Source organism: Pseudomonas fluorescens, from assembly GCF_030344995.1.
Classification (GTDB): Bacteria; Pseudomonadota; Gammaproteobacteria; order Pseudomonadales; family Pseudomonadaceae; genus Aquipseudomonas; species Aquipseudomonas fluorescens_BF.
The window spans coordinates 2,520,645-2,539,798 of the sequence record NZ_CP128260.1; the positions used below are offsets into that span (position 1 = coordinate 2,520,645).

Here is a 19,154-nt window from a genome sequence, read left to right on the forward strand (position 1 = left end):
TTAAAATTCAAGAAAATCCTCTGACAGCGGTTTTCCGATTTTGATGTCTCGCAGGTGAAAATTTTTCTTTGAGAGAGAGGGGGGAGCTTCACCCTCCGTCAGGTTGACGAAGGGTGAAACCAGTGCCCGATCAGGAAAGGATCGGGCGAAGGCAGATCAATATTCCCAGAACATCCGTTGCAGCTCTTTGCTGTCGTTGGTCTTGGTCAGTGCAACCATGGCCAGGATGCGGGCTTTCTGTGGGTTCAGGTCGTGAGCAACCACCCAGTCGTATTTATCGTCAGGCTGTTCGGCGTTACGCAGGACGAAACCACCGGCATTGACGTGAGACGAGCGAATGATCTGCACGCCGTCCTTACGCAGCGCTTGTAGGGTCGGAACCACGCGGGAAGAAACCGAGCCGTTGCCGGTACCGGCATGGATGATCGCCTTGGCGCCGGACTGGGCGAGAGCCTTGTAGGCGGTGTCGCTGACATTGCCGTAGGAATAGGCGATTTCTACATCAGGAAGGCTCTTGATGTTCTTGATATCGAATTCCGAATCCATGGTGTGGCGCTTGGCTGGCAGGCGGAACCAGTAGGATTTGCCTTCAACCACCATGCCGAGCGGGCCCCAGGCGCTTTTGAAGGCTTCGGTCTTGATGTTGATCATCTTGCTGACATCGCGACCCGACTGGATATCATCGTTCAGGGTCACCAGTACGCCTTTGCCGCGAGCCTCTTTGCTGCTGGCGACGGCCACGGCGTTGTAGAGGTTCAGCATGCCGTCCGCCGACATGGCAGTGCCCGGGCGCATGGAGCCGACGACGATGATCGGCTTGTCGGTTTTTTCCACCAGGTTCAGGAAGTACGCGGTCTCTTCAAGGGTGTCAGTGCCATGGGTGATGACGATGCCGTCGACGTCTTTGCTGTCGGCCAGTTCCGAAACACGACGTCCCAATTGCAGGAGGTTTTCGTTGGTGATGCTTTCCGAGGCGATTTGCATGACTTGTTCGCCGCGAACATTGGCCAGCGTGCTCAGTTCGGGAATGCCGGCGATCAATTGTTCAATGCCCACTTTCGCAGCCTGATAGGTCGCGCTGTTGGCAGCACTGGCGCCCGCGCCGGCAATGGTGCCGCCGGTGGCCAGTACCACCACGTTGGCCAGCTTGGCCTGGGTTTCAGCTTCTTTTGCCTGGAGGGCGGTGGGCAGGAGCAGGAGGAGGGCCAAAGCGCCCGGAACGAAACTCTTCAAAGCAGATGTCATTATTTTTCTCTCTAGTAGTGAGACGGTGCTGATGCAGGTTCATCTAGATGCGCCCCGGGCCGATCTGAAATGCCAGGGGTGCAGGTAGGGAGCAGGATCTGTACCAGTCGTACTCTGCATGAGAGAAATGTTTAACCTTATGATTTAAATCAAGATTTATTCAGAGGGTGGTTGTGAATCCTCCTTGTTCATCCGGGTTTCCGAACAAGGTATGTTTTCGCGTTCGGCTCACCGAAAAGGACTACGGACCTTGTCCACAGACTGGGCTGGCAGCTTTTCAGATCGATGCTAAAGAAAACGGTGCGCTGGCCGATGCGTCTTCATAGGGATCCAATTTTTCAGGAGTTCAAATGTCATTGACTATCGGTTTGCCAAATCCCGGCGCGGTCACTATCGGCGGAAAAACGGCTGCTACGATCAATGCCCTGAGCGAGGCGAACGAGCAAGCATCGGCCGATGCGCTGGGTAAAGACGCGGGCGATACCAAGCAAGTCAGAACCGGTGGCGGCCCCGTGCAGGAAGAGGCGCCAGCCGAGAGCAGTGGCAATCAAAGCATCACGATCAAAATACTGCTCAAACGAATGAAGGAATTGCAGCAGCAATTGCAGGAGCAGCAACAGCAATTGGCTGCCGCGCAAGCTGCCAGCTATCCGACCGAAGAAGCCAAGACGACTGTGGTGATGTCGATTCAGGGGCAGATCGCAGACACCAATGCTGCACTCATGGAGGTGGCAGGCAACCTGGTACGTGAGATGGCCAAGGGGTCTGGCAGCGGCGGTGTGATCAACACAACCGCGTAGGAAAAGGGCCGATGACGGTTATTCGCCCTACAAAAAAAGCAGGTCTTCAGTCGTTGACAAATGTCGGCAGGATTCGCATAGTTCGGTCTACGCAAACGTTTGCGCGGCCTTCGCGATGGATTGAGTCATCGTGGGGTGCAGCGAGCTTACGCCAGCGCAAGCGTTGCTCACAATAATCATAAGATCGGAGTGAACCCATGAAGCTGCCATTCGCTGGACGTCTTCTTGCTGTCGCCATGCTGGCTGCCGCATCCGCCGCACTGCCTGTCTCTTCGGCTTTCGCCGAATCCCCTGAAAAACCCAAAGTCGCCCTGGTCATGAAATCTCTGGCCAACGAATTCTTCCTGACCATGGAAGACGGCGCCAAGGCCTACCAGAAAGAACATTCCGCCGATTTCGACCTGATCTCCAACGGCATCAAGGACGAAACCGATACGGCGGGGCAAACGCGCATCGTCGAGCAGATGATTCTGGCGAAGGTCAACGCACTGGTCATCGCACCGTCTGATTCGAAGGCGATGGTGCCGGTGATCAAGAAGGCCGTCGATGCCGGTATCACCGTGATCAACATCGACAACCAGCTCGATCCGGCTGTGATCAAAAGCAAGAACATCAGCGTTCCTTTCGTAGGCCCGGACAACCGCAAGGGCGCGCGTCTGGTGGGCGAGTACCTGGCCAAACAACTGAAGGCCGGTGACGAAGTCGGCATCATTGAAGGCGTCTCCACGACGACCAACGCCCAGCAGCGTACCGCTGGCTTCAAGGATGCGATGGAAGCTGCGCAGATCAAGGTTGTCTCCCTGCAGTCCGGTGATTGGGAAATCGACAAGGGCAACAAGGTGGCCGCTTCGATTCTCAGCGAATACCCGGACGTCAAGGCGCTGCTGGCCGGTAACGACAGCATGGCCGTAGGCGCCGTTTCTGCTGTGCGCGCTGCCGGCAAGGCCGGTCAGGTCCAGGTTGTCGGTTACGACAACATCAATGCCATCAAACCGATGCTCAAGGACGGCCGCGTTCTGGCGACTGCCGACCAGTACGCCGCCAAGCAAGCGGTGTTTGGTATCGAGACCGCGCTGAAAATCATCAAGGGCGAGAAAGTCGACAGTGGTGCAAATGGCGTGATCGAAACGCCGGTCGAGCTGGTCACCAAGTAAGTCCTTTGGCGACACAACGGCGCTCGTCCGTCCGGGCGAGCGCATGGAGATTTTTATGTCAGTTTCCGCTCCGAACGCTGTCCTCTCGGTCAGCGGTATCGGCAAGACCTATGCGCAACCGGTACTGACCGGCATCGACCTGACGTTGATGCGCGGTGAAGTGCTGGCGCTGACCGGTGAGAACGGTGCCGGCAAAAGCACCCTGTCGAAGATCATTGGCGGGCTGGTCACACCCACCACCGGCCAGATGCAGTTCCAGGGCAAGGAATATCGTCCCAGCAGTCGCACGCAGGCTGAAGAGCTGGGTGTGCGCATGGTCATGCAAGAGCTCAATCTGCTGCCAACGCTTTCCGTGGCGGAAAACCTGTTTCTCGACAACCTGCCGAGCAACGGTGGCTGGATCAGCCGCAAGCAGCTGCGCAAGGCCGCCATCGAGGCCATGGCTCAAGTCGGCCTTGATGCCATCGACCCGGACACACTGGTCGGCGAGCTGGGTATCGGTCACCAGCAAATGGTCGAAATCGCCCGTAACCTGATCGGCGATTGTCATGTGCTGATTCTCGACGAGCCGACCGCGATGCTGACCGCCCGCGAAGTCGAGATGTTGTTCGAGCAAATCACCCGGTTGCAGGCGCGCGGCGTCTCGATCATCTACATCTCCCACCGCCTCGAAGAACTGGCCCGGGTCGCACAGCGCATTGCCGTGTTGCGCGACGGCAACCTGGTTTGCGTCGAGCCGATGGCCAATTACAACAGCGAGCAACTCGTCACCCTGATGGTCGGTCGCGAGCTGGGCGAGCATATCGATCTGGGAGCTCGTCATATCGGCGAGCCCGCCTTGACGGTCAAAGGCCTGACCCGCTCTGACAAAGTTCGCGACGTGTCCTTTGAAGTGCGCACCGGTGAGATTTTTGGCATCTCGGGTCTGATCGGGGCAGGGCGCACCGAACTTTTGCGGTTGATCTTCGGCGCCGACGTCGCGGACAGCGGTACGGTGGCGCTCGGTTCTCCGGCAAAAACGGCAAGCATTCGCTCGCCAGTTGATGCAGTGCGCAACGGCATCGCCTTGATCACCGAGGATCGCAAGGGCGAAGGCCTGCTGCTGAGTCAGTCGATCAGCGCCAACATTGCCTTGGGTAACATGCCGGAAATTTCCAGCGGCGGGTTCGTCAACAACGGCGATGAAACGAAGCTCGCGCAGCGGCAGATCGACGCCATGCGCATCCGCAGTTCCAGCCCGACGCAGTTGGTGTCGGAGCTGTCCGGCGGCAATCAGCAAAAGGTGGTGATCGGTCGCTGGCTCGAGCGCGACTGTTCGGTGCTGCTGTTCGACGAGCCGACTCGCGGTATCGACGTCGGTGCCAAGTTCGACATTTATAACCTGCTTGGCGAACTGACCCGTCAGGGCAAAGCGCTGGTGGTGGTCTCCAGCGATCTGCGCGAGCTGATGCTGATCTGCGACCGTATCGGTGTGTTGTCGGCAGGGCGTCTGATCGACACGTTCGAGCGCGACAGCTGGACCCAGGACGACTTGCTTGCCGCCGCGTTCGCCGGCTACCAGAAACGTGATGCGTTGCTCAACGAAGCAGCGCCTAGGGATCTCCCATGAAAACTGCATCTTCCGCCGGCAAATCCAGTGGCAATTTCTACGGCCTCGGCACTTACCTGGGCCTGGCCGGCGCGTTGCTGGCAATGATTGCGCTGTTCTCGGTCATGAGCAGCCACTTCCTGTCGTACAACACCTTCAGCACCCTGGCCAACCAGATTCCCGACCTGATGGTTCTGGCGGTGGGCATGACGTTCGTCCTGATCATCGGCGGGATTGACCTGTCGGTAGGCTCGGTGTTGGCACTCGCGGCATCCACCGTCAGCGTGGCGATTCTTGGCTGGGGCTGGAGCGTATTGCCGGCTGCCTTGCTGGGTATGGCCGTCGCGGCGTTGGCCGGCACGGTTACCGGCTCGATTACCGTGGCATGGCGAATTCCGTCGTTCATTGTGTCGCTCGGTGTGCTGGAAATGGCCCGTGGCCTGGCCTATCAGATGACCGGTTCGCGCACGGCGTACATCGGTGACTCCTTCGCCTGGCTGTCGAACCCGATCGCCTTTGGAATTTCGCCGTCGTTCATCATTGCCCTGCTGGTCATTTTCGTTGCCCAGGCCGTTCTGACCCGTACCGTGTTCGGTCGCTACCTGATCGGTATCGGCACCAACGAAGAAGCGGTGCGGCTGGCGGGGATCAATCCCAAGCCCTACAAGATCCTGGTGTTCAGTCTGATGGGACTGCTCGCCGGCATTGCGGCGCTGTTCCAGATTTCCCGGCTGGAAGCGGCCGACCCGAACGCCGGCTCCGGCCTTGAGCTGCAAGTGATCGCTGCCGTGGTGATCGGCGGTACCAGCCTGATGGGTGGACGTGGTTCGGTGATCAGTACCTTTTTCGGCGTGTTGATCATCTCGGTGCTGGCGGCCGGTCTGGCGCAGATTGGCGCGACCGAGCCGACCAAGCGCATCATCACCGGTGCGGTGATCGTGATCGCCGTGGTGCTCGACACCTATCGCAGTCAACGCGCAAGCCGACGGGGCTGATAAATGGCAACGATCAAGGATGTGGCGGCACTCGCAGGAATTTCCTACACGACCGTGTCCCACGTAGTAAACAAGACCCGACCGGTGAGCGAAGAGGTGCGGCTCAAGGTCGAGGCGGCGATCAAGAGTCTCGACTATGTGCCGAGCGCCGTGGCCCGTTCGCTGAAAGCGAAAACCACCGCCACCATCGGTTTGCTGGTTCCCAACAGTCTCAACCCGTACTTCGCCGAGCTGGCGCGCGGGATCGAGGACTACTGCGAGCGTAACGGCTACTGCGTGATCCTCTGCAACTCCGACGACAACCCGGACAAACAGCGCAGCTATCTGCGGGTCCTGCTGGAAAAACGCATCGACGGCCTGATCGTCGCCTCTGCGGGTGGTGACAGCGGTCTGGCGCAAGGACTGGCGGGCGTGAAGACGCCGATGGTGATCGTCGACCGTGGACTCGAGGGCGTGGATGCCGACCTGGTGCGCATCGATCACGAATATGGCGCGTACCTCGCGACACGGCATCTGCTTGAGCTCGGTCATCGCGATATCGCCACGATCGGTGGTCCGGCCAGTACCAGTGTCGCGCAAATGCGTCAGGCCGGTTTTTCTCGAGCGCTGAAAGAGGCCGGGGTTGAAGTGTCCCCGTCGCGCATGCTGGAAAGCGACTTCACCAGCACCGGCGGTTATAACGCGGCTTCGATCCTGCTTGAGCACAACCCGCCGAGCGCGATTTTCGCCGGTAACGACATGATCGGCATCGGTGTGCTGCGGGCTGCGGCCGAGCGCAACGTGCGCGTGCCCGCTGAACTTTCGGTGATCGGCTTCGACGATATCCAGATGAGTCGCTACGTGTATCCAGCGCTGACGACCGTGGGCCAGTCGATCCTTCAGTTGGGGGAAATGGCGGCGGAAGTGTTGTTGCGAAGAATTGCCGCCCCGGGTCTGGCGACGGATCAGCGGATCGTGACGCCGAGTATTGTCCTGCGCGAGTCGACTGCACCGCTGTCCGGCGTGTTCACCGAATACCGCTGAAACGAATTGAAGAGTAATGATGTATGTCCGCAAATGTAGTGGTAATAGGCAGCCTGAACATGGACCTGGTCACCCGGGCGCCGCGCTTGCCCCGGGGCGGTGAGACGCTGATCGGCCATTCCTTCGCGACCGTGTCCGGTGGCAAGGGCGCCAATCAGGCGGTGGCCGCTGCGCGACTGGGGGCGCAAGTGTCGATGATCGGCTGTGTCGGCAACGACGACTACGGCGTGCAATTGCGCGACGCGTTGCTGGCTGAGCAGATCGATTGTCAGGCGGTCAGCGTGGTGGAGGATTCCAGTGGCGTGGCGCTGATCGTGGTCGATGACAACAGTCAGAACGCGATTGTCATCGTGGCCGGTGCTAATGGCTCGATGACCCCGGCGGTCATTGACCGGTTCGACGCCGTGTTGCAAGCGGCCGACGTGATCATCTGCCAGCTGGAAATCCCCGATGCGACTGTGGGCCACGCGCTGAAGCGCGGGCGTGAATTGGGCAAGACGGTCATCCTCAACCCGGCGCCGGCCAGTCGTCCGTTGCCGACGGACTGGTTTGCCGCCATCGATTACCTGATTCCCAACGAGAGCGAGGCCGCTGCCCTCAGTGGTTTGGCGGTGGATTCGCTGGAGACCGCCGAAAAAGCCGCTGCGCACCTGATTTCACTGGGCGCTGGCAAGGTCATCATCACGCTGGGGGCTCAAGGTTCACTGTTCGCCAATGGCACGGGTTACCAGCATTTTCCTGCCCCCAAAGTGAAGGCTGTCGATACCACTGCCGCCGGGGATACTTTTGTCGGCGGATTCGCGGCTGCACTGGCGGCCGGCAAAGCCGAGGACGAGGCCATTCGTTTCGGGCAAGTCGCAGCGGCCCTGTCGGTTACCCGGGCAGGCGCCCAGCCGTCCATTCCCACCACCTCCGACGTACAGGCATTCAAATCCGCATGAAAAAGACTCCTTTGCTCAATGTCGCCCTGTCGCGGCTGGTTGCCTCCCTTGGCCACGGCGACATGGTCGTGATCGGCGACGCCGGTTTGCCGGTGCCGCCGGGTGTCGAACTGATCGATCTGGCGCTGACGCACGGCGTGCCGGATTTCGTCAGCACCCTGAAAGTCGTGCTCAGCGAGATGGAGGTGGAAAGCCATGCGCTGGCCAAGGAGATTTTCGACAAGCAACCAACTGCGCTGTCCACGCTGGAGGAGCTGAATGACGAAGGCTCGCTCGGGCGGCGCGATCTGCTCAGTCACGAGCAATTCAAGGTACTCAGCCGACAGGCACGAGCGATTGTTCGTACGGGTGAATGCCAGCCGTACTGCAACATCGTGCTGGTGTCTGGAGTTACGTTCTAAACAGGGTTCGCCCCTTTTGATTTCATCTGCACAAGGAATGCGCCATGCACCGCTATGCTCAAAAAATGCATCAATTGATTCGGAGTCTGCTGCTTTTGTCCGTGATAACCGCGACCGGCGCCCAAGCGGCGGAAAAGATCGACCTGATCATCGACACCGATCCGGGCGCCGACGACGTGGTCGCCCTGTTGTTTGCCCTGGCCTCCCCGGAGGAACTGAACATTCGCGCGTTGACCACCGTGGCCGGCAACGTGCGTCTGGACAAGACTTCGCGCAATGCGCGTTTGGCCCGTGAGTGGGCGGGGCGGGAAGAGATTCCGGTGTACGCCGGTGCGCCGAAACCGCTGTTGCGTACGCCGATCTACGCCGAAAACATTCATGGCAAGGAAGGCCTGTCGGGTGTCACCGTGCATGAGCCGAAAAAGGGTCTGGCCGAAGGCAATGCGGTCAACTATCTGATCGACACCCTGAAAAAAGCCAAGCCGCACAGCATCACTATCGCGATGCTCGGTCCGCAGACCAACCTGGCCTTGGCGCTGATTCAGGAGCCGGAGATTGTTCAGGGGATCAAGGAAGTGGTGATCATGGGTGGCGCCCACTTCAATGGCGGCAACATCACGCCGGTGGCCGAATTCAACCTGTACGCCGATCCGCAAGCAGCGGAGGTGGTGCTCAAAAGTGGCGTGAAACTGACTTACCTGCCGCTGGACGTGACCCACAAGATCCTGACCAGCGATGCACGCCTGAAGCAGATTGCGGCGCTGAACAACAATGCGAGCAAGATTGTCGGCGACATCCTCAACGAGTACATCAAAGGGGATATGGAGCACTACGGCATTCCGGGTGGTCCGGTGCATGACGCTACCGTCGTGGCTTATCTGCTCAAGCCTGAACTCTTCACCGGGCGTTCGGTGAATGTGGTGGTCGACAGCCGTGAAGGTCCGACGTTCGGCCAGACCATTGTCGACTGGTATGACGGCCTGAAGGCACCGAAGAACGCCTTCTGGGTGGAGAACGGCGACGCCCAAGGCTTCTTCGATCTGCTGACCGAGCGCCTGAAGCGCCTGAAGTAAGCCATACGCCCGCAAGTGCCAGCTTGCGGGCTTTTACTCCCTCTCGGTGTCCGATGTCCCTTTGAATTCATCGGGATACTTCTCGAACAGCTGGGCAATGAACGATTGCGCGCCCTGTGTTCCCAATGTCTTCACCAGCAAGTCGATGCTGATCAATGCCAACTCCTCCGGGCTGCCCGGACTGTAAGAGCTGTGCCCTTGTGGCCAGGTGGCCTTGATGTCGGCGGTAATGCTTACGGTGGTCATGGCAGAGCTCGGTCACGGGATCGGAGCTTTGAGTTAACCACTTTGCCGAGCGTTTGGCACTGCGACTTAGGCATGAGCGCAGGGCTATGCGACACTTGGTCGTTTCCGCAACAAACAAGGATTGCGCTGTGCAGATCGATTTGAATAGCCCCGACGGCCTGACCCTTGATGCCGTGCGCCGGATGCTGGCGTCAGCCAGTGATGACGAGCACACCCAACTGCGCGTAACCAAAGGCGGGATCGCTTATATCTCTTCGGGCGTCACTGGTGGTCAGGACATCGATGGCCTGCTGTTTCGCCTGGAGACTTGGGCAAAAGGCTCGGGATACGTGGGAAATGTCGCGGCCAGCGACGAGGTCTGGGTCATGCAGATCTTCAATGCGCTCAAGGACAACTGGCCGAATCCGCCCTATGACTACATTGATGTCTATTGAGCGTCATTAATATTCAGTGACGTTTTGCGGGGTGATGCTTCAGGCATTGCTCAGGCACACTCGGCGTTTTTCCGATCGTGGGGCAGGGTGATAGCACTCACCGTGAAACCAAACGCCATATTGGCGGTCGCACGATCTCTGCTCAAAATTGAAATAAGGAGGCTTCAATGCCTTGGAAGTTCGCGTCACTGGGTGCACTGATGGCCGTTGCTCTATTGGGTGGTTGCACTACGACCTCCAGCGAGTCGCAGAAGGATCCCGTGGCGACTGAGGCCGGACATGGTCGTTGTGAGGCGTCAGCTGCGGAGTTCGCTCTCGGCAAGAAAGCTTCGCCGGAGTTGTTGGAGCAGGCCCGTAAAAAAGCCGGAGCGCAGAACGCCCGGTTCCTCAAGCCTAATGACATGATTACTTTGGAGTACCGTTCCGATCGCCTCAACCTGAATACTGATCAGAACCTGACGGTCACTCGCGTTAACTGTGGCTGAGCCTTCCGGGCTTTTGTTTCACCCATAAAAAACCCCGTCACATGGACGGGGTTTTTTTAGTGCGCCTGGAAATTACTCTGGGCGAACTTGTGCAGCTTGCATACCCTTTTGGCCTTTCTCAGCCACGAAGGAAACGGTCTGGCCTTCTTTCAGGCTTTTGAAACCGTCAGTTTCGATAGCTTTGAAGTGTACGAACAGGTCGTCACCGCCACCTTGAGGAGTGATGAAGCCGAAGCCTTTTTCATCGTTGAACCATTTAACGGTGCCGGTTTGGCGATTAGACATGGTGTATCTCCAAGAAACATATATTTTCAGTAGTACTGTGCTGCTCAGGCCAACTGGGCACACCGGGGTATCATAGTCGAAATGTTCGCTTTGGTAGCCCCCCGGACGTGCTGTTTGCTTTCATATTGCAGACGCTTCGACAGTTTGAATGTCTGTAACCCCCGGTTTCAGAGGCTTTTAGCCGATTCGGCGGGGTGTAAAAAAAGCTATAAAACCTGCATAAAATATCGGATTCGGGGGCATTCTGGCCGTTTTGTGCACGCCGAATGCCCGTAATTTCGCTCGCCAGGGTCTATTTCTGCACTCGGCAAACCGAGATTTCCTTCAGCGCGCGCTGACCCAGGTCACCGCTCGGCGGGGTGTTCTTGTCCATCAGCTGAGAGATTTCCTGGGTGGTAAATTTCTTCTCCAGGACATCAGCACCGCAAGTGCAGTGTTGTTTGGCAACGGTCGGGTTGACGCTTTGGCTGGCCGCTTTTGTGCAGTCGTTCATGTATTGCTCTTTGACGCCTTTCGGCCAGGCAGCCTGCGCGCTCAGCGGCAACAGGAGAACTAAAGGTACGACTGCGGCGAATAGGGTGTTCAGACGCATACGAGGATGCTCCTTGTGGGTCGATGTCTTGTTATCTGATGGCTGAGTGGCCGATCAAGTTCATCACTCTGGCATAAAACTGACGATTTGCCTGCCGGTAAAACCAGAGTGCGTGTGTGACCGTTCATCTGTGCTAGCATGGCCGACTCGGGCGTTCGCAGGCTCCGGATGACCTTCAGTCCCGGTGGCGGCAATGTACGAATTTTCTGATTTGAATCCCAGTCACTCTGGTTCGGTTTTCCGGTTGGCCGCAAGGCTCCTGCCGCTGTAAGGCAGGCGTTCGTCATTGAATGGCCTGGATCGGATCTTGTACTGGCTCATCCCAACCCACGTGACCTTTGGTAGGGGTCACCACTAGGAGAGGAGGCGCCATGCCAACTATTACTCTTCCCGACGGCAGTCAACGTTCATTCGATCACCCGGTTTCCGTAGCCGAGGTCGCCGCATCCATTGGTGCAGGTCTGGCCAAGGCCACCGTGGCCGGCAAGGTCAACGGCAAGCTGGTCGACGCCTGCGACATCATCGACAGCGACGCGACGCTGCAAATCATCACGCCAAAGGATGAAGAGGGGCTGGAAATCATTCGCCACTCTTGTGCCCACCTGGTCGGCCATGCGGTCAAGCAGTTGTACCCGACTGCGAAAATGGTCATCGGGCCGGTTATCGACGAAGGCTTCTATTACGATATCGCCTTCGAGCGTCCTTTTACCCCGGACGACATGGCGGCCATCGAACAGCGCATGCAACAGCTGATCGATACAGAATATGACGTCATCAAGAAAGTCACTCCGCGTGCAGAAGTTATCGAAGTGTTCAAGGCCCGTGGCGAAGACTACAAGCTGCGTCTGGTCGAAGACATGCCGAACGAGCAGGCCATGGGCCTGTACTATCACGAAGAATACGTCGACATGTGCCGTGGTCCGCACGTGCCGAACACCCGCTTCCTGAAATCCTTCAAATTGACCAAGCTGTCCGGCGCCTACTGGCGCGGTGATGCCAAGAACGAGCAATTGCAGCGCGTTTATGGCACTGCCTGGGCAGACAAGAAGCAGCTGGCGGCGTACATCCAGCGCATTGAAGAAGCTGAAAAGCGCGATCACCGCAAGATCGGCAAACGCCTGGGCCTGTTCCACACCCAGGAAGAAGCGCCGGGCATGGTGTTCTGGCACCCGAATGGCTGGACGCTGTACCAGGTACTCGAGCAGTACATGCGCAAGGTGCAGCGAGACAACGGGTATCTTGAAATCAAGACTCCGCAAGTCGTTGACCGTAGCCTGTGGGAAAAATCCGGGCATTGGGCCAACTACGCCGACAACATGTTCACTACTGAGTCGGAAAGCCGCGACTACGCGATCAAGCCGATGAACTGCCCTTGCCATGTGCAAGTGTTCAACCAAGGCCTGAAGAGCTACCGCGAGCTGCCGATGCGCTTGGCCGAGTTCGGTGCCTGCCACCGTAACGAGCCATCGGGTGCGCTGCACGGAATCATGCGTGTGCGTGCGTTCACTCAGGATGACGCCCACATTTTCTGCACCGAAGAGCAGATGCAGGCTGAGTCCGCTGCCTTCATCAAGCTGACCATGGATGTTTATCGCGACTTCGGCTTTACCGATGTCGAGATGAAGCTGTCCACTCGTCCGGAAAAGCGTGTCGGTTCCGACGAGCTGTGGGATCGCGCCGAAGCGGCCCTGGCTGCAGCCCTTGATAGCGCTGGTCTGCCGTACGATCTGCAGCCGGGTGAGGGTGCGTTCTACGGTCCGAAGATCGAATTCTCGCTGAAAGATTGCCTCGGCCGCGTGTGGCAGTGTGGTACCTTGCAGCTCGATTTCAACCTGCCTGTACGTCTGGGAGCCGAATACGTCTCCGAAGACAACAGCCGCAAGCATCCGGTGATGTTGCACCGTGCGATCCTCGGTTCGTTCGAGCGTTTCGTCGGGATTCTGATCGAGCACTACGAAGGTGCATTCCCTGCGTGGCTGGCGCCAACCCAGGCAGTGATCATGAATATCACTGATAAACAGGCAGATTTCGTCGCTCAGGTCGAAAAAACTCTCAACGAAAGCGGGTTTCGTGCCAAGTCTGACTTGAGAAATGAAAAGATCGGCTTTAAAATCCGCGAGCATACTTTGCTCAAGGTTCCATATCTCTTGGTTATTGGGGATAAGGAAGTCGAGATGCAGACTGTCGCTGTGCGTACTCGTGAAGGTGCTGACCTGGGCTCGATGCCCGTCGCCCAGTTCGCTGAGTTTCTCGCGCAAGCGGTTTCCCGGCGTGGTCGCCCAGATTCGGAGTAATTATTATTAAGCGTGAAATGAGACAAGATAAACGAGCTGCACCGAAAGCCCCGATCAACGAGAATATCTCGGCACGCGAGGTTCGGTTAATTGGCGCTGATGGCGAGCAGATTGGCATCGTCTCGATTGATGAAGCGCTTCGTATTGCTGAAGAAGCAAAGCTTGATCTGGTAGAAATCTCTGCCGACGCAGTCCCACCGGTTTGCCGTGTGATGGACTACGGCAAATCGATCTTCGAAAAGAAGAAGCAGATTGCTGCGGCGAAGAAGAACCAGAAGCAGATTCAGGTAAAAGAAATCAAGTTTCGTCCAGGGACGGAGGAAGGGGATTACCAGGTAAAACTGCGCAACCTGGTACGTTTCCTGAGTGACGGGGACAGGGCTAAGGTATCCTTGCGATTCCGCGGCCGTGAGATGGCCCACCAGGAGCTGGGGATGGAACTCCTCAAGCGGGTTGAACAAGACCTGCTCGAGTACGGTTCGGTCGAACAGCATCCTAAGATGGAAGGACGCCAGCTGATCATGGTCATCGCCCCGAAAAAGAAGAAGTAATCAACAGGGCACGGCAGGCCTTCTGATTATGTTTATCAACTGAATGCGGAGTATCCGAACATGCCAAAGATGAAAACCAAAAGTGGTGCTGCTAAGCGGTTTCTGAAAACTGCTAACGGTATCAAGCACAAGCACGCTTTCAAGAGCCACATCCTGACCAAAATGTCGACCAAGCGTAAGCGTCAACTGCGCGGTAGCAGCTTGCTGCATCCGTCTGACGTGGCAAAAGTCGAGCGCATGCTGCGCCTTCGTTAATTTTTGGATCAAGAATAGAGGAAGTAACTCATGGCTCGTGTAAAGCGTGGCGTCATTGCCCGTAAACGTCACAAAAAAATTCTGAAACTTGCTAAAGGCTACTACGGCGCACGCTCCCGCGTATTCCGTGTTGCCAAGCAAGCGGTAATCAAGGCAGGCCAATACGCCTACCGTGACCGTCGTCAGAAAAAACGTCAGTTCCGCGCTCTGTGGATCGCTCGTATCAACGCTGGTGCTCGTGTTAACGGTCTGTCCTACAGCCGTTTCATCGCTGGCCTGAAAAAAGCGTCCATCGAGATCGACCGTAAGGTTCTGGCTGATCTGGCAGTGAACGAAAAAGCGGCGTTTGCTGCGATTGTCGAGAAAGCTAAAGCCACCTTGGCTTAAGTACCCCCGACAGTCACCCGGCCTCACCTCTGTGGGGTCAGGTGTTAAACGTCATAAATAGGGGAAGAGCCTTCAAGCTCTTCCCCTATTTTGTATCTGGAGTCTGTACATGGAAAACCTGGATGCGCTGGTCGCTCAAGCACTAAAGGCTGTGCAAAGCGCTGAAGATATCAATGCCCTGGAGCAAATCCGGGTTCAATACCTTGGCAAAAAGGGTGAATTGACTCAGGTGATGAAGACCCTGGGGAATTTGCCGGCAGAAGAGCGTCCGCAGGTCGGTGCGCTGATCAACGTTGCCAAGGAACGTGTCACAGGCGTTCTCAATGCGCGCATGGCTCTGTTTGAGGAAGCCGAACTGGCTGCCAAACTGTCTGCCGAATCCATTGACGTGACCCTGCCGGGCCGCGGTCAGACCTCTGGTGGTCTGCATCCGGTAACCCGGACTCTGGAACGTATCGAGCACTTCTTCACCCATATCGGCTACGGCATTGCCGAAGGCCCTGAGGTCGAAGACGACTATCACAATTTCGAGGCGCTCAACATCCCAGGTCATCACCCGGCCCGGTCGATGCATGACACCTTCTATTTCAATGCCAACATGTTGCTGCGCACCCATACCTCGCCGGTACAGGTCCGCACCATGGAATCGAAAAAGCCGCCGATCCGCATCGTTTGCCCAGGCCGTGTGTATCGCAGCGACTCCGATATCACCCACTCGCCGATGTTCCACCAGGTTGAAGGCCTGCTGGTCGATCGTGATATCAACTTCGCCGACCTCAAAGGCACGATCGAAGAATTCCTGCGTGTGTTCTTCGAAAAAGAACTGGCCGTGCGTTTCCGTCCCTCGTACTTCCCGTTCACCGAGCCTTCCGCCGAAGTCGACATGGAATGCGTGATGTGCAGCGGTAAAGGCTGCCGCGTCTGCAAACAGACTGGCTGGCTGGAAGTGATGGGCTGCGGCATGGTTCACCCGAACGTGCTGCGCATGTCCGGGATCGACCCGGAAGAGTTCTCGGGCTTTGCCTTCGGCATGGGCGTTGAGCGTCTGGCCATGCTGCGTTACGGCGTGAACGACTTGCGTCTGTTCTTCGACAACGACTTGCGGTTCCTCGCGCAATTTCGCTAGTCGTAACGAATTCTTAGGAGAGCAGGATGAAATTCAGTGAACAATGGCTGCGTGGCTGGGTCAGCCCGCAGGTAGATCGCGACGCGCTGGTTGCCCGTCTGTCGATGGCCGGTCTTGAGGTCGATAGCGTTACGCCGGCCGCCGGTGTTTTCAGTGGCGTGGTGGTGGGCGAGGTGCTGAGCACCGAGCAGCATCCCGATGCCGACAAGTTGCGCGTGTGCCGGGTCAGCAACGGCGCGGAAACCTTCCAGGTCGTGTGCGGTGCGCCAAACGTGCGTCCGGGCCTGAAGATTCCGTTCGCGATGATCGGTGCCGAGCTGCCGGGCGACTTCAAGATCAAGAAGGCCAAGCTGCGCGGCGTCGAGTCCAACGGCATGCTGTGCTCGCAATCCGAGCTGCAGGTCGGTGAAGGCAATGACGGTCTGATGGAGCTGCCGGCCGATGCGCCGGTAGGCGAAGACTTCCGTGTTTATCTGGACCTGGAAGATGCCAGCATCGAAGTCGATCTGACTCCGAACCGCGGCGACTGCCTGTCCCTGGCCGGTCTGGCCCGTGAAGTCGGTGCGCTGTACGACGCTCCGGTCACTCGCCCGGTGGTGATGACCGTTGCGGCGGTGCACGACGAAGTGCGCTCGGTTGAAGTCCTGGCACCTGCTGCCTGCCCGCGTTATCTGGGCCGTGTCATCCGCAACGTTGACCTGTCCAGGCCGACGCCGCTGTGGATGGTTGAGCGTCTGCGTCGCGCCGAAGTCCGCAGCATCGACGCCGCCGTCGACATCACCAACTACGTGATGCTCGAGCTGGGTCAGCCGCTGCACGCTTTCGATCTCGCCGAAATCAATGGCGGCATCCGTGTGCGCATGGCGGAAGAGGGCGAGAAGCTCGTGCTGCTCGACGGTCAGGAAGTCAGCCTGCGCAGCGATACGCTGGTGATCGCCGACCACACTCGCGCTCTGGCCATTGCCGGTGTGATGGGTGGCGAGCACAGCGGTGTATCCGCGACCACTCGCGACGTATTCCTTGAAAGTGCGTTTTTCGACCAGATCGCTGTGGCGGGCAAGGCGCGCTCGTACGGCCTGCACACCGATGCTTCGCACCGCTATGAGCGTGGTGTGGACTGGCAACTGGCGCGTGAAGCCATGGAGCGCGCCACTGGTCTGCTGCTGGAAATCACCGGTGGCGAAGCCGGCCCGATCATCGAGACCGTCAGCGAGCAGCATCTGCCGTCGATCGCGCCGATCACCCTGCGTGCGCAGCGCATCACCCAGATGCTGGGCATGGAAATGGATTCGGCCGAAGTCGAGCGACTGCTCAATGCTTTGGGTCTGAAGGTTTCTGCAGATGGAGCAGGGCAGTGGCGCGTAGAAGTGCCGAGCCACCGCTTCGATATCAGCCTGGAAGTCGATCTGATCGAAGAGCTGGCGCGTCTGTACGGTTACAACCGCCTGCCGGTTCGTTATCCGCAAGCTCGTCTGGCGCCACAAGCCAAGGCTGAAGCGCGTAGCGATCTGCCGGAGCTGCGTCGTCTGCTGGTCGCTCGTGGCTATCAGGAAGCAATCACTTACAGCTTCATCGATCCGAAGCAATTCGAGCTCTTCAACCCGGGCGTCGAGCCGCTGTTGTTGGCGAACCCGATCTCCAATGACATGGCTGCCATGCGTTCGTCGCTTTGGCCGGGTCTGGTCAAGGCGTTGCAGCACAACCTCAACCGTCAGCAGGATCGTGTTCGTCTGTTCGAGAGCGGCCTGCGCTTTGTCGGTCAGCTGGACGGTCTGAAGCAAGAGCCGATGATCGCTGGTGTGGTGTGCGGCAGCCGTCTGCCGGAAGGTTGGGCGCAAGGTCGCGATACCGTCGATTTCTTCGACGTCAAGGCTGACGTAGAGGCGGTGCTGGGCTTTGCCGGTGCGCTGGATCAGTTCACTTTTGCACCGGGCAAACATCCTGCGCTGCATCCAGGCCAAACCGCACGCATCGAGCGGGAAGGGCGTGAAGTCGGCTTTATCGGCGCGATTCACCCTGAGCTGTCGAAATCCCTGGGTCTCGACCGTCCGGTCTTTGTCTTCGAACTGATCCTGGCTGAAGTCGCTCTGGGTAAAATGCCGAAATTCCACGAGTTGTCGCGCTTTCCTGAAGTGCGTCGTGACCTGGCACTGATTGCGCACAAAGACGTCGCAGCCTCGGCTGTACTGGACGTAATCCGTGAAAATGCAGGCGAATGGCTGACAGACCTCAGGCTATTTGACGTGTATCAGGGTAAAGGCATTGATCCTGATAGAAAAAGCCTTGCAGTCGGCTTGACCTGGCAGCATCCATCGCGCACTCTTAATGACGATGAGGTGAATTCGACGACGCAAAATATCCTCACCTCGCTCGAACAAAGGTTGAACGCCACGTTAAGGAAGTGACGTATGGGGGCTTTGACGAAAGCTGAGATGGCGGAACGTCTGTATGAAGAGCTGGGCCTGAACAAGCGGGAAGCCAAGGAATTGGTTGAACTGTTTTTCGAGGAAATCAGGCACGCTCTTGAAGACAACGAGCAGGTCAAATTGTCGGGTTTCGGCAATTTCGACCTTCGGGACAAACGCCAGCGGCCTGGCCGCAACCCGAAAACGGGGGAAGAAATCCCGATCACGGCTCGCCGTGTGGTCACCTTTCGTCCAGGGCAGAAGTTGAAGGCCCGAGTTGAGGCTTATGCTGGAACCAAGTCATAACGACGAACTCCCCGTCATCCCGGGCAAACGCTACTTCACCATTGGTGAAGTCAGCGAGCTGTGTGCGGTAAAACCACACGTGCTGCGCTACTGGGAACAGGAGTTTCCTCAGCTCAACCCCGTCAAACGCCGCGGAAACCGCCGGTATTATCAGCGCCAGGACGTGCTGATGATCCGGCAGATCCGCGCGCTCCTTTACGATCAGGGGTTCACCATCGGCGGCGCGCGCCTGCGTCTGTCCGGCGATGAAGCTAAAGACGACACCACCCAATACAAGCAAATGATCCGCCAGATGATCGCCGAGCTCGAAGATGTTCTGGTGGTTCTCAAGAAATAATTTCCTGCTTTTAAATACTTCCAGTTTTCAAAAGCTTGCGATATATTCTTGAGCGTTCTTCGAGATGGAGAGCGAGTTTCAAACCTAGTCGGGGCGTAGCGCAGTCCGGTAGCGCACTAGCATGGGGTGCTAGGGGTCGAGTGTTCGAATCACTCCGTCCCGACCATATAATTCAATGACTTAGCCCAACTTTAGCGAGTTGGGCTTTTTCATGCGCAGGGACTTTAGGAG

The 19,154-nt window shown here is 57.7% G+C and carries 22 protein-coding genes and 1 tRNA gene; 19 read left to right on the forward strand and 4 right to left on the reverse strand.

The annotated features are described in order from the left end of the window. Positions 1-156: 156 nt before the first annotated feature. Positions 157-1,245 (reverse strand): asparaginase, encoded by a 1,089-nt coding sequence (locus tag QR290_RS11350; protein ID WP_289204935.1) that lies wholly within the window; start codon positions 1,243-1,245, stop codon positions 157-159. Between the two features lie 350 nt (positions 1,246-1,595). Here QR290_RS11350 and QR290_RS11355 point away from each other — a divergent pair, with 350 nt between their 5' ends. The 8 genes from QR290_RS11355 (at position 1,596) to QR290_RS11390 (ending at position 9,220) form a co-directional block, all read left to right on the forward strand. After that, entirely contained in the window at positions 1,596-2,045 is a 450-nt protein-coding gene (locus tag QR290_RS11355; RefSeq protein WP_115077224.1) for a hypothetical protein, read from the forward strand. Positions 2,046-2,242: 197 nt separating this feature from the next. Next, on the forward strand, positions 2,243-3,199 hold the full coding sequence (locus QR290_RS11360; protein WP_007956008.1) for a sugar ABC transporter substrate-binding protein: 957 nt from the start codon (positions 2,243-2,245) through the stop codon (positions 3,197-3,199). 55 nt (positions 3,200-3,254) lie between these two features. Next, positions 3,255-4,808 (forward strand): sugar ABC transporter ATP-binding protein, encoded by a 1,554-nt coding sequence (locus QR290_RS11365; protein ID WP_289204936.1) that lies wholly within the window; start codon positions 3,255-3,257, stop codon positions 4,806-4,808. Continuing rightward, entirely contained in the window at positions 4,805-5,782 is a 978-nt protein-coding gene (locus tag QR290_RS11370; protein WP_064594871.1) for an ABC transporter permease, read from the forward strand. The genes QR290_RS11365 and QR290_RS11370 overlap by 4 nt, the downstream gene beginning before the upstream one ends. A gap of 3 nt (positions 5,783-5,785) precedes the next feature. Continuing rightward, positions 5,786-6,805 carry a LacI family DNA-binding transcriptional regulator gene (locus tag QR290_RS11375; protein WP_289204937.1) on the forward strand — a complete coding sequence of 340 codons (1,020 nt, stop codon included), beginning with the start codon at positions 5,786-5,788 and terminating at the stop codon, positions 6,803-6,805. A gap of 23 nt (positions 6,806-6,828) precedes the next feature. Beyond that, positions 6,829-7,746, forward strand: a complete 918-nt coding sequence (rbsK, locus tag QR290_RS11380; RefSeq protein WP_115077228.1) for a ribokinase — start codon at positions 6,829-6,831, stop codon at positions 7,744-7,746. After that, positions 7,743-8,147, forward strand: coding sequence for a D-ribose pyranase (rbsD, locus tag QR290_RS11385; RefSeq protein ID WP_115077229.1), 405 nt, complete (start codon positions 7,743-7,745; stop codon positions 8,145-8,147). The genes rbsK and rbsD overlap by 4 nt, the downstream gene beginning before the upstream one ends. Before the next feature lie 44 nt (positions 8,148-8,191). Further along, complete coding sequence (locus tag QR290_RS11390) at positions 8,192-9,220, forward strand: nucleoside hydrolase (RefSeq protein ID WP_115077230.1); 1,029 nt, start codon at positions 8,192-8,194, stop codon at positions 9,218-9,220. Positions 9,221-9,253: 33 nt separating this feature from the next. On the opposite strand, the gene QR290_RS11395 is transcribed toward QR290_RS11390, so the two are convergent. Next, on the reverse strand, positions 9,254-9,466 hold the full coding sequence (locus tag QR290_RS11395) for a hypothetical protein (protein WP_289204938.1): 213 nt from the start codon (positions 9,464-9,466) through the stop codon (positions 9,254-9,256). A 128-nt stretch (positions 9,467-9,594) separates the two neighbouring features. Between QR290_RS11395 and QR290_RS11400 the strand changes: the two genes are divergently transcribed. After that, a complete protein-coding gene (locus QR290_RS11400; protein WP_007956024.1) occupies positions 9,595-9,900 on the forward strand; it encodes a hypothetical protein in 306 nt (101 codons plus the stop codon). Positions 9,901-10,067: 167 nt separating this feature from the next. Continuing rightward, a complete protein-coding gene (locus QR290_RS11405; RefSeq protein ID WP_289204939.1) occupies positions 10,068-10,385 on the forward strand; it encodes an I78 family peptidase inhibitor in 318 nt (105 codons plus the stop codon). 72 nt (positions 10,386-10,457) lie between these two features. On the opposite strand, the gene QR290_RS11410 is transcribed toward QR290_RS11405, so the two are convergent. Both QR290_RS11410 and QR290_RS11415 read right to left on the reverse strand, forming a co-directional pair. Further along, positions 10,458-10,670, reverse strand: a complete 213-nt coding sequence (locus QR290_RS11410; protein WP_007956027.1) for a cold-shock protein — start codon at positions 10,668-10,670, stop codon at positions 10,458-10,460. A 292-nt stretch (positions 10,671-10,962) separates the two neighbouring features. Beyond that, positions 10,963-11,262 carry a hypothetical protein gene (locus QR290_RS11415; protein WP_115077232.1) on the reverse strand — a complete coding sequence of 100 codons (300 nt, stop codon included), beginning with the start codon at positions 11,260-11,262 and terminating at the stop codon, positions 10,963-10,965. Positions 11,263-11,633: 371 nt separating this feature from the next. Here QR290_RS11415 and thrS point away from each other — a divergent pair, with 371 nt between their 5' ends. The 9 genes from thrS (at position 11,634) to QR290_RS11460 (ending at position 19,089) form a co-directional block, all read left to right on the forward strand. After that, entirely contained in the window at positions 11,634-13,556 is a 1,923-nt protein-coding gene (gene thrS, locus QR290_RS11420) for a threonine--tRNA ligase (protein WP_007956031.1), read from the forward strand. Then, positions 13,556-14,107, forward strand: a complete 552-nt coding sequence (gene infC / locus QR290_RS11425; RefSeq protein ID WP_169432615.1) for a translation initiation factor IF-3 — start codon at positions 13,556-13,558, stop codon at positions 14,105-14,107. Before thrS ends, infC begins: the two co-directional genes overlap by 1 nt. 60 nt (positions 14,108-14,167) lie before the next feature. Next, positions 14,168-14,362: a 50S ribosomal protein L35 gene (rpmI, locus tag QR290_RS11430; protein WP_002553160.1), complete on the forward strand. Its 195-nt coding sequence runs from the start codon at positions 14,168-14,170 to the stop codon at positions 14,360-14,362. A gap of 30 nt (positions 14,363-14,392) precedes the next feature. Continuing rightward, positions 14,393-14,749 carry a 50S ribosomal protein L20 gene (rplT, locus tag QR290_RS11435; RefSeq protein WP_002553161.1) on the forward strand — a complete coding sequence of 119 codons (357 nt, stop codon included), beginning with the start codon at positions 14,393-14,395 and terminating at the stop codon, positions 14,747-14,749. Positions 14,750-14,858: 109 nt separating this feature from the next. Continuing rightward, positions 14,859-15,875, forward strand: coding sequence for a phenylalanine--tRNA ligase subunit alpha (gene pheS / locus QR290_RS11440; RefSeq protein ID WP_289204940.1), 1,017 nt, complete (start codon positions 14,859-14,861; stop codon positions 15,873-15,875). Positions 15,876-15,901: 26 nt separating this feature from the next. Further along, positions 15,902-18,280 (forward strand): phenylalanine--tRNA ligase subunit beta, encoded by a 2,379-nt coding sequence (pheT, locus tag QR290_RS11445; RefSeq protein ID WP_115077234.1) that lies wholly within the window; start codon positions 15,902-15,904, stop codon positions 18,278-18,280. 3 nt (positions 18,281-18,283) lie between these two features. Further along, the gene (ihfA, locus tag QR290_RS11450; RefSeq protein ID WP_002553164.1) at positions 18,284-18,586 is read left to right on the forward strand and encodes an integration host factor subunit alpha; all 303 of its coding nucleotides are present in this window, start codon (positions 18,284-18,286) and stop codon (positions 18,584-18,586) included. After that, positions 18,567-18,923 carry a MerR family transcriptional regulator gene (locus tag QR290_RS11455; RefSeq protein ID WP_003179985.1) on the forward strand — a complete coding sequence of 119 codons (357 nt, stop codon included), beginning with the start codon at positions 18,567-18,569 and terminating at the stop codon, positions 18,921-18,923. The genes ihfA and QR290_RS11455 overlap by 20 nt, the downstream gene beginning before the upstream one ends. An 89-nt stretch (positions 18,924-19,012) precedes the next feature. Then, positions 19,013-19,089 (forward strand) — tRNA-Pro (locus QR290_RS11460). The last annotated feature ends 65 nt before the right edge of the window (positions 19,090-19,154 follow it).

Bases quoted from the DNA above. Each gene is read 5' to 3' on its own strand.
- QR290_RS11390 (WP_115077230.1), top strand. From the start codon at position 8,192: ATGCACCGCTATGCTCAAAAAATGCATCAATTGATTCGGAGTCTGCTG.
- QR290_RS11355 (WP_115077224.1), top strand. From the start codon at position 1,596: ATGTCATTGACTATCGGTTTGCCAAATCCCGGCGCGGTCACTATCGGC.
- QR290_RS11350 (WP_289204935.1), bottom strand. From the start codon at position 1,245: ATGACATCTGCTTTGAAGAGTTTCGTTCCGGGCGCTTTGGCCCTCCTC.
- rplT (WP_002553161.1), top strand. From the start codon at position 14,393: ATGGCTCGTGTAAAGCGTGGCGTCATTGCCCGTAAACGTCACAAAAAA.
- QR290_RS11415 (WP_115077232.1), bottom strand. From the start codon at position 11,262: ATGCGTCTGAACACCCTATTCGCCGCAGTCGTACCTTTAGTTCTCCTG.
- QR290_RS11365 (WP_289204936.1), top strand. From the start codon at position 3,255: ATGTCAGTTTCCGCTCCGAACGCTGTCCTCTCGGTCAGCGGTATCGGC.
- rbsD (WP_115077229.1), top strand. From the start codon at position 7,743: ATGAAAAAGACTCCTTTGCTCAATGTCGCCCTGTCGCGGCTGGTTGCC.
- QR290_RS11360 (WP_007956008.1), top strand. From the start codon at position 2,243: ATGAAGCTGCCATTCGCTGGACGTCTTCTTGCTGTCGCCATGCTGGCT.
- thrS (WP_007956031.1), top strand. From the start codon at position 11,634: ATGCCAACTATTACTCTTCCCGACGGCAGTCAACGTTCATTCGATCAC.
- ihfA (WP_002553164.1), top strand. From the start codon at position 18,284: ATGGGGGCTTTGACGAAAGCTGAGATGGCGGAACGTCTGTATGAAGAG.
- pheT (WP_115077234.1), top strand. From the start codon at position 15,902: ATGAAATTCAGTGAACAATGGCTGCGTGGCTGGGTCAGCCCGCAGGTA.
- pheS (WP_289204940.1), top strand. From the start codon at position 14,859: ATGGAAAACCTGGATGCGCTGGTCGCTCAAGCACTAAAGGCTGTGCAA.
- QR290_RS11395 (WP_289204938.1), bottom strand. From the start codon at position 9,466: ATGACCACCGTAAGCATTACCGCCGACATCAAGGCCACCTGGCCACAA.
- rbsK (WP_115077228.1), top strand. From the start codon at position 6,829: ATGTCCGCAAATGTAGTGGTAATAGGCAGCCTGAACATGGACCTGGTC.
- QR290_RS11455 (WP_003179985.1), top strand. From the start codon at position 18,567: ATGCTGGAACCAAGTCATAACGACGAACTCCCCGTCATCCCGGGCAAA.
- QR290_RS11405 (WP_289204939.1), top strand. From the start codon at position 10,068: ATGCCTTGGAAGTTCGCGTCACTGGGTGCACTGATGGCCGTTGCTCTA.
- QR290_RS11370 (WP_064594871.1), top strand. From the start codon at position 4,805: ATGAAAACTGCATCTTCCGCCGGCAAATCCAGTGGCAATTTCTACGGC.
- QR290_RS11375 (WP_289204937.1), top strand. From the start codon at position 5,786: ATGGCAACGATCAAGGATGTGGCGGCACTCGCAGGAATTTCCTACACG.
- QR290_RS11410 (WP_007956027.1), bottom strand. From the start codon at position 10,670: ATGTCTAATCGCCAAACCGGCACCGTTAAATGGTTCAACGATGAAAAA.
- rpmI (WP_002553160.1), top strand. From the start codon at position 14,168: ATGCCAAAGATGAAAACCAAAAGTGGTGCTGCTAAGCGGTTTCTGAAA.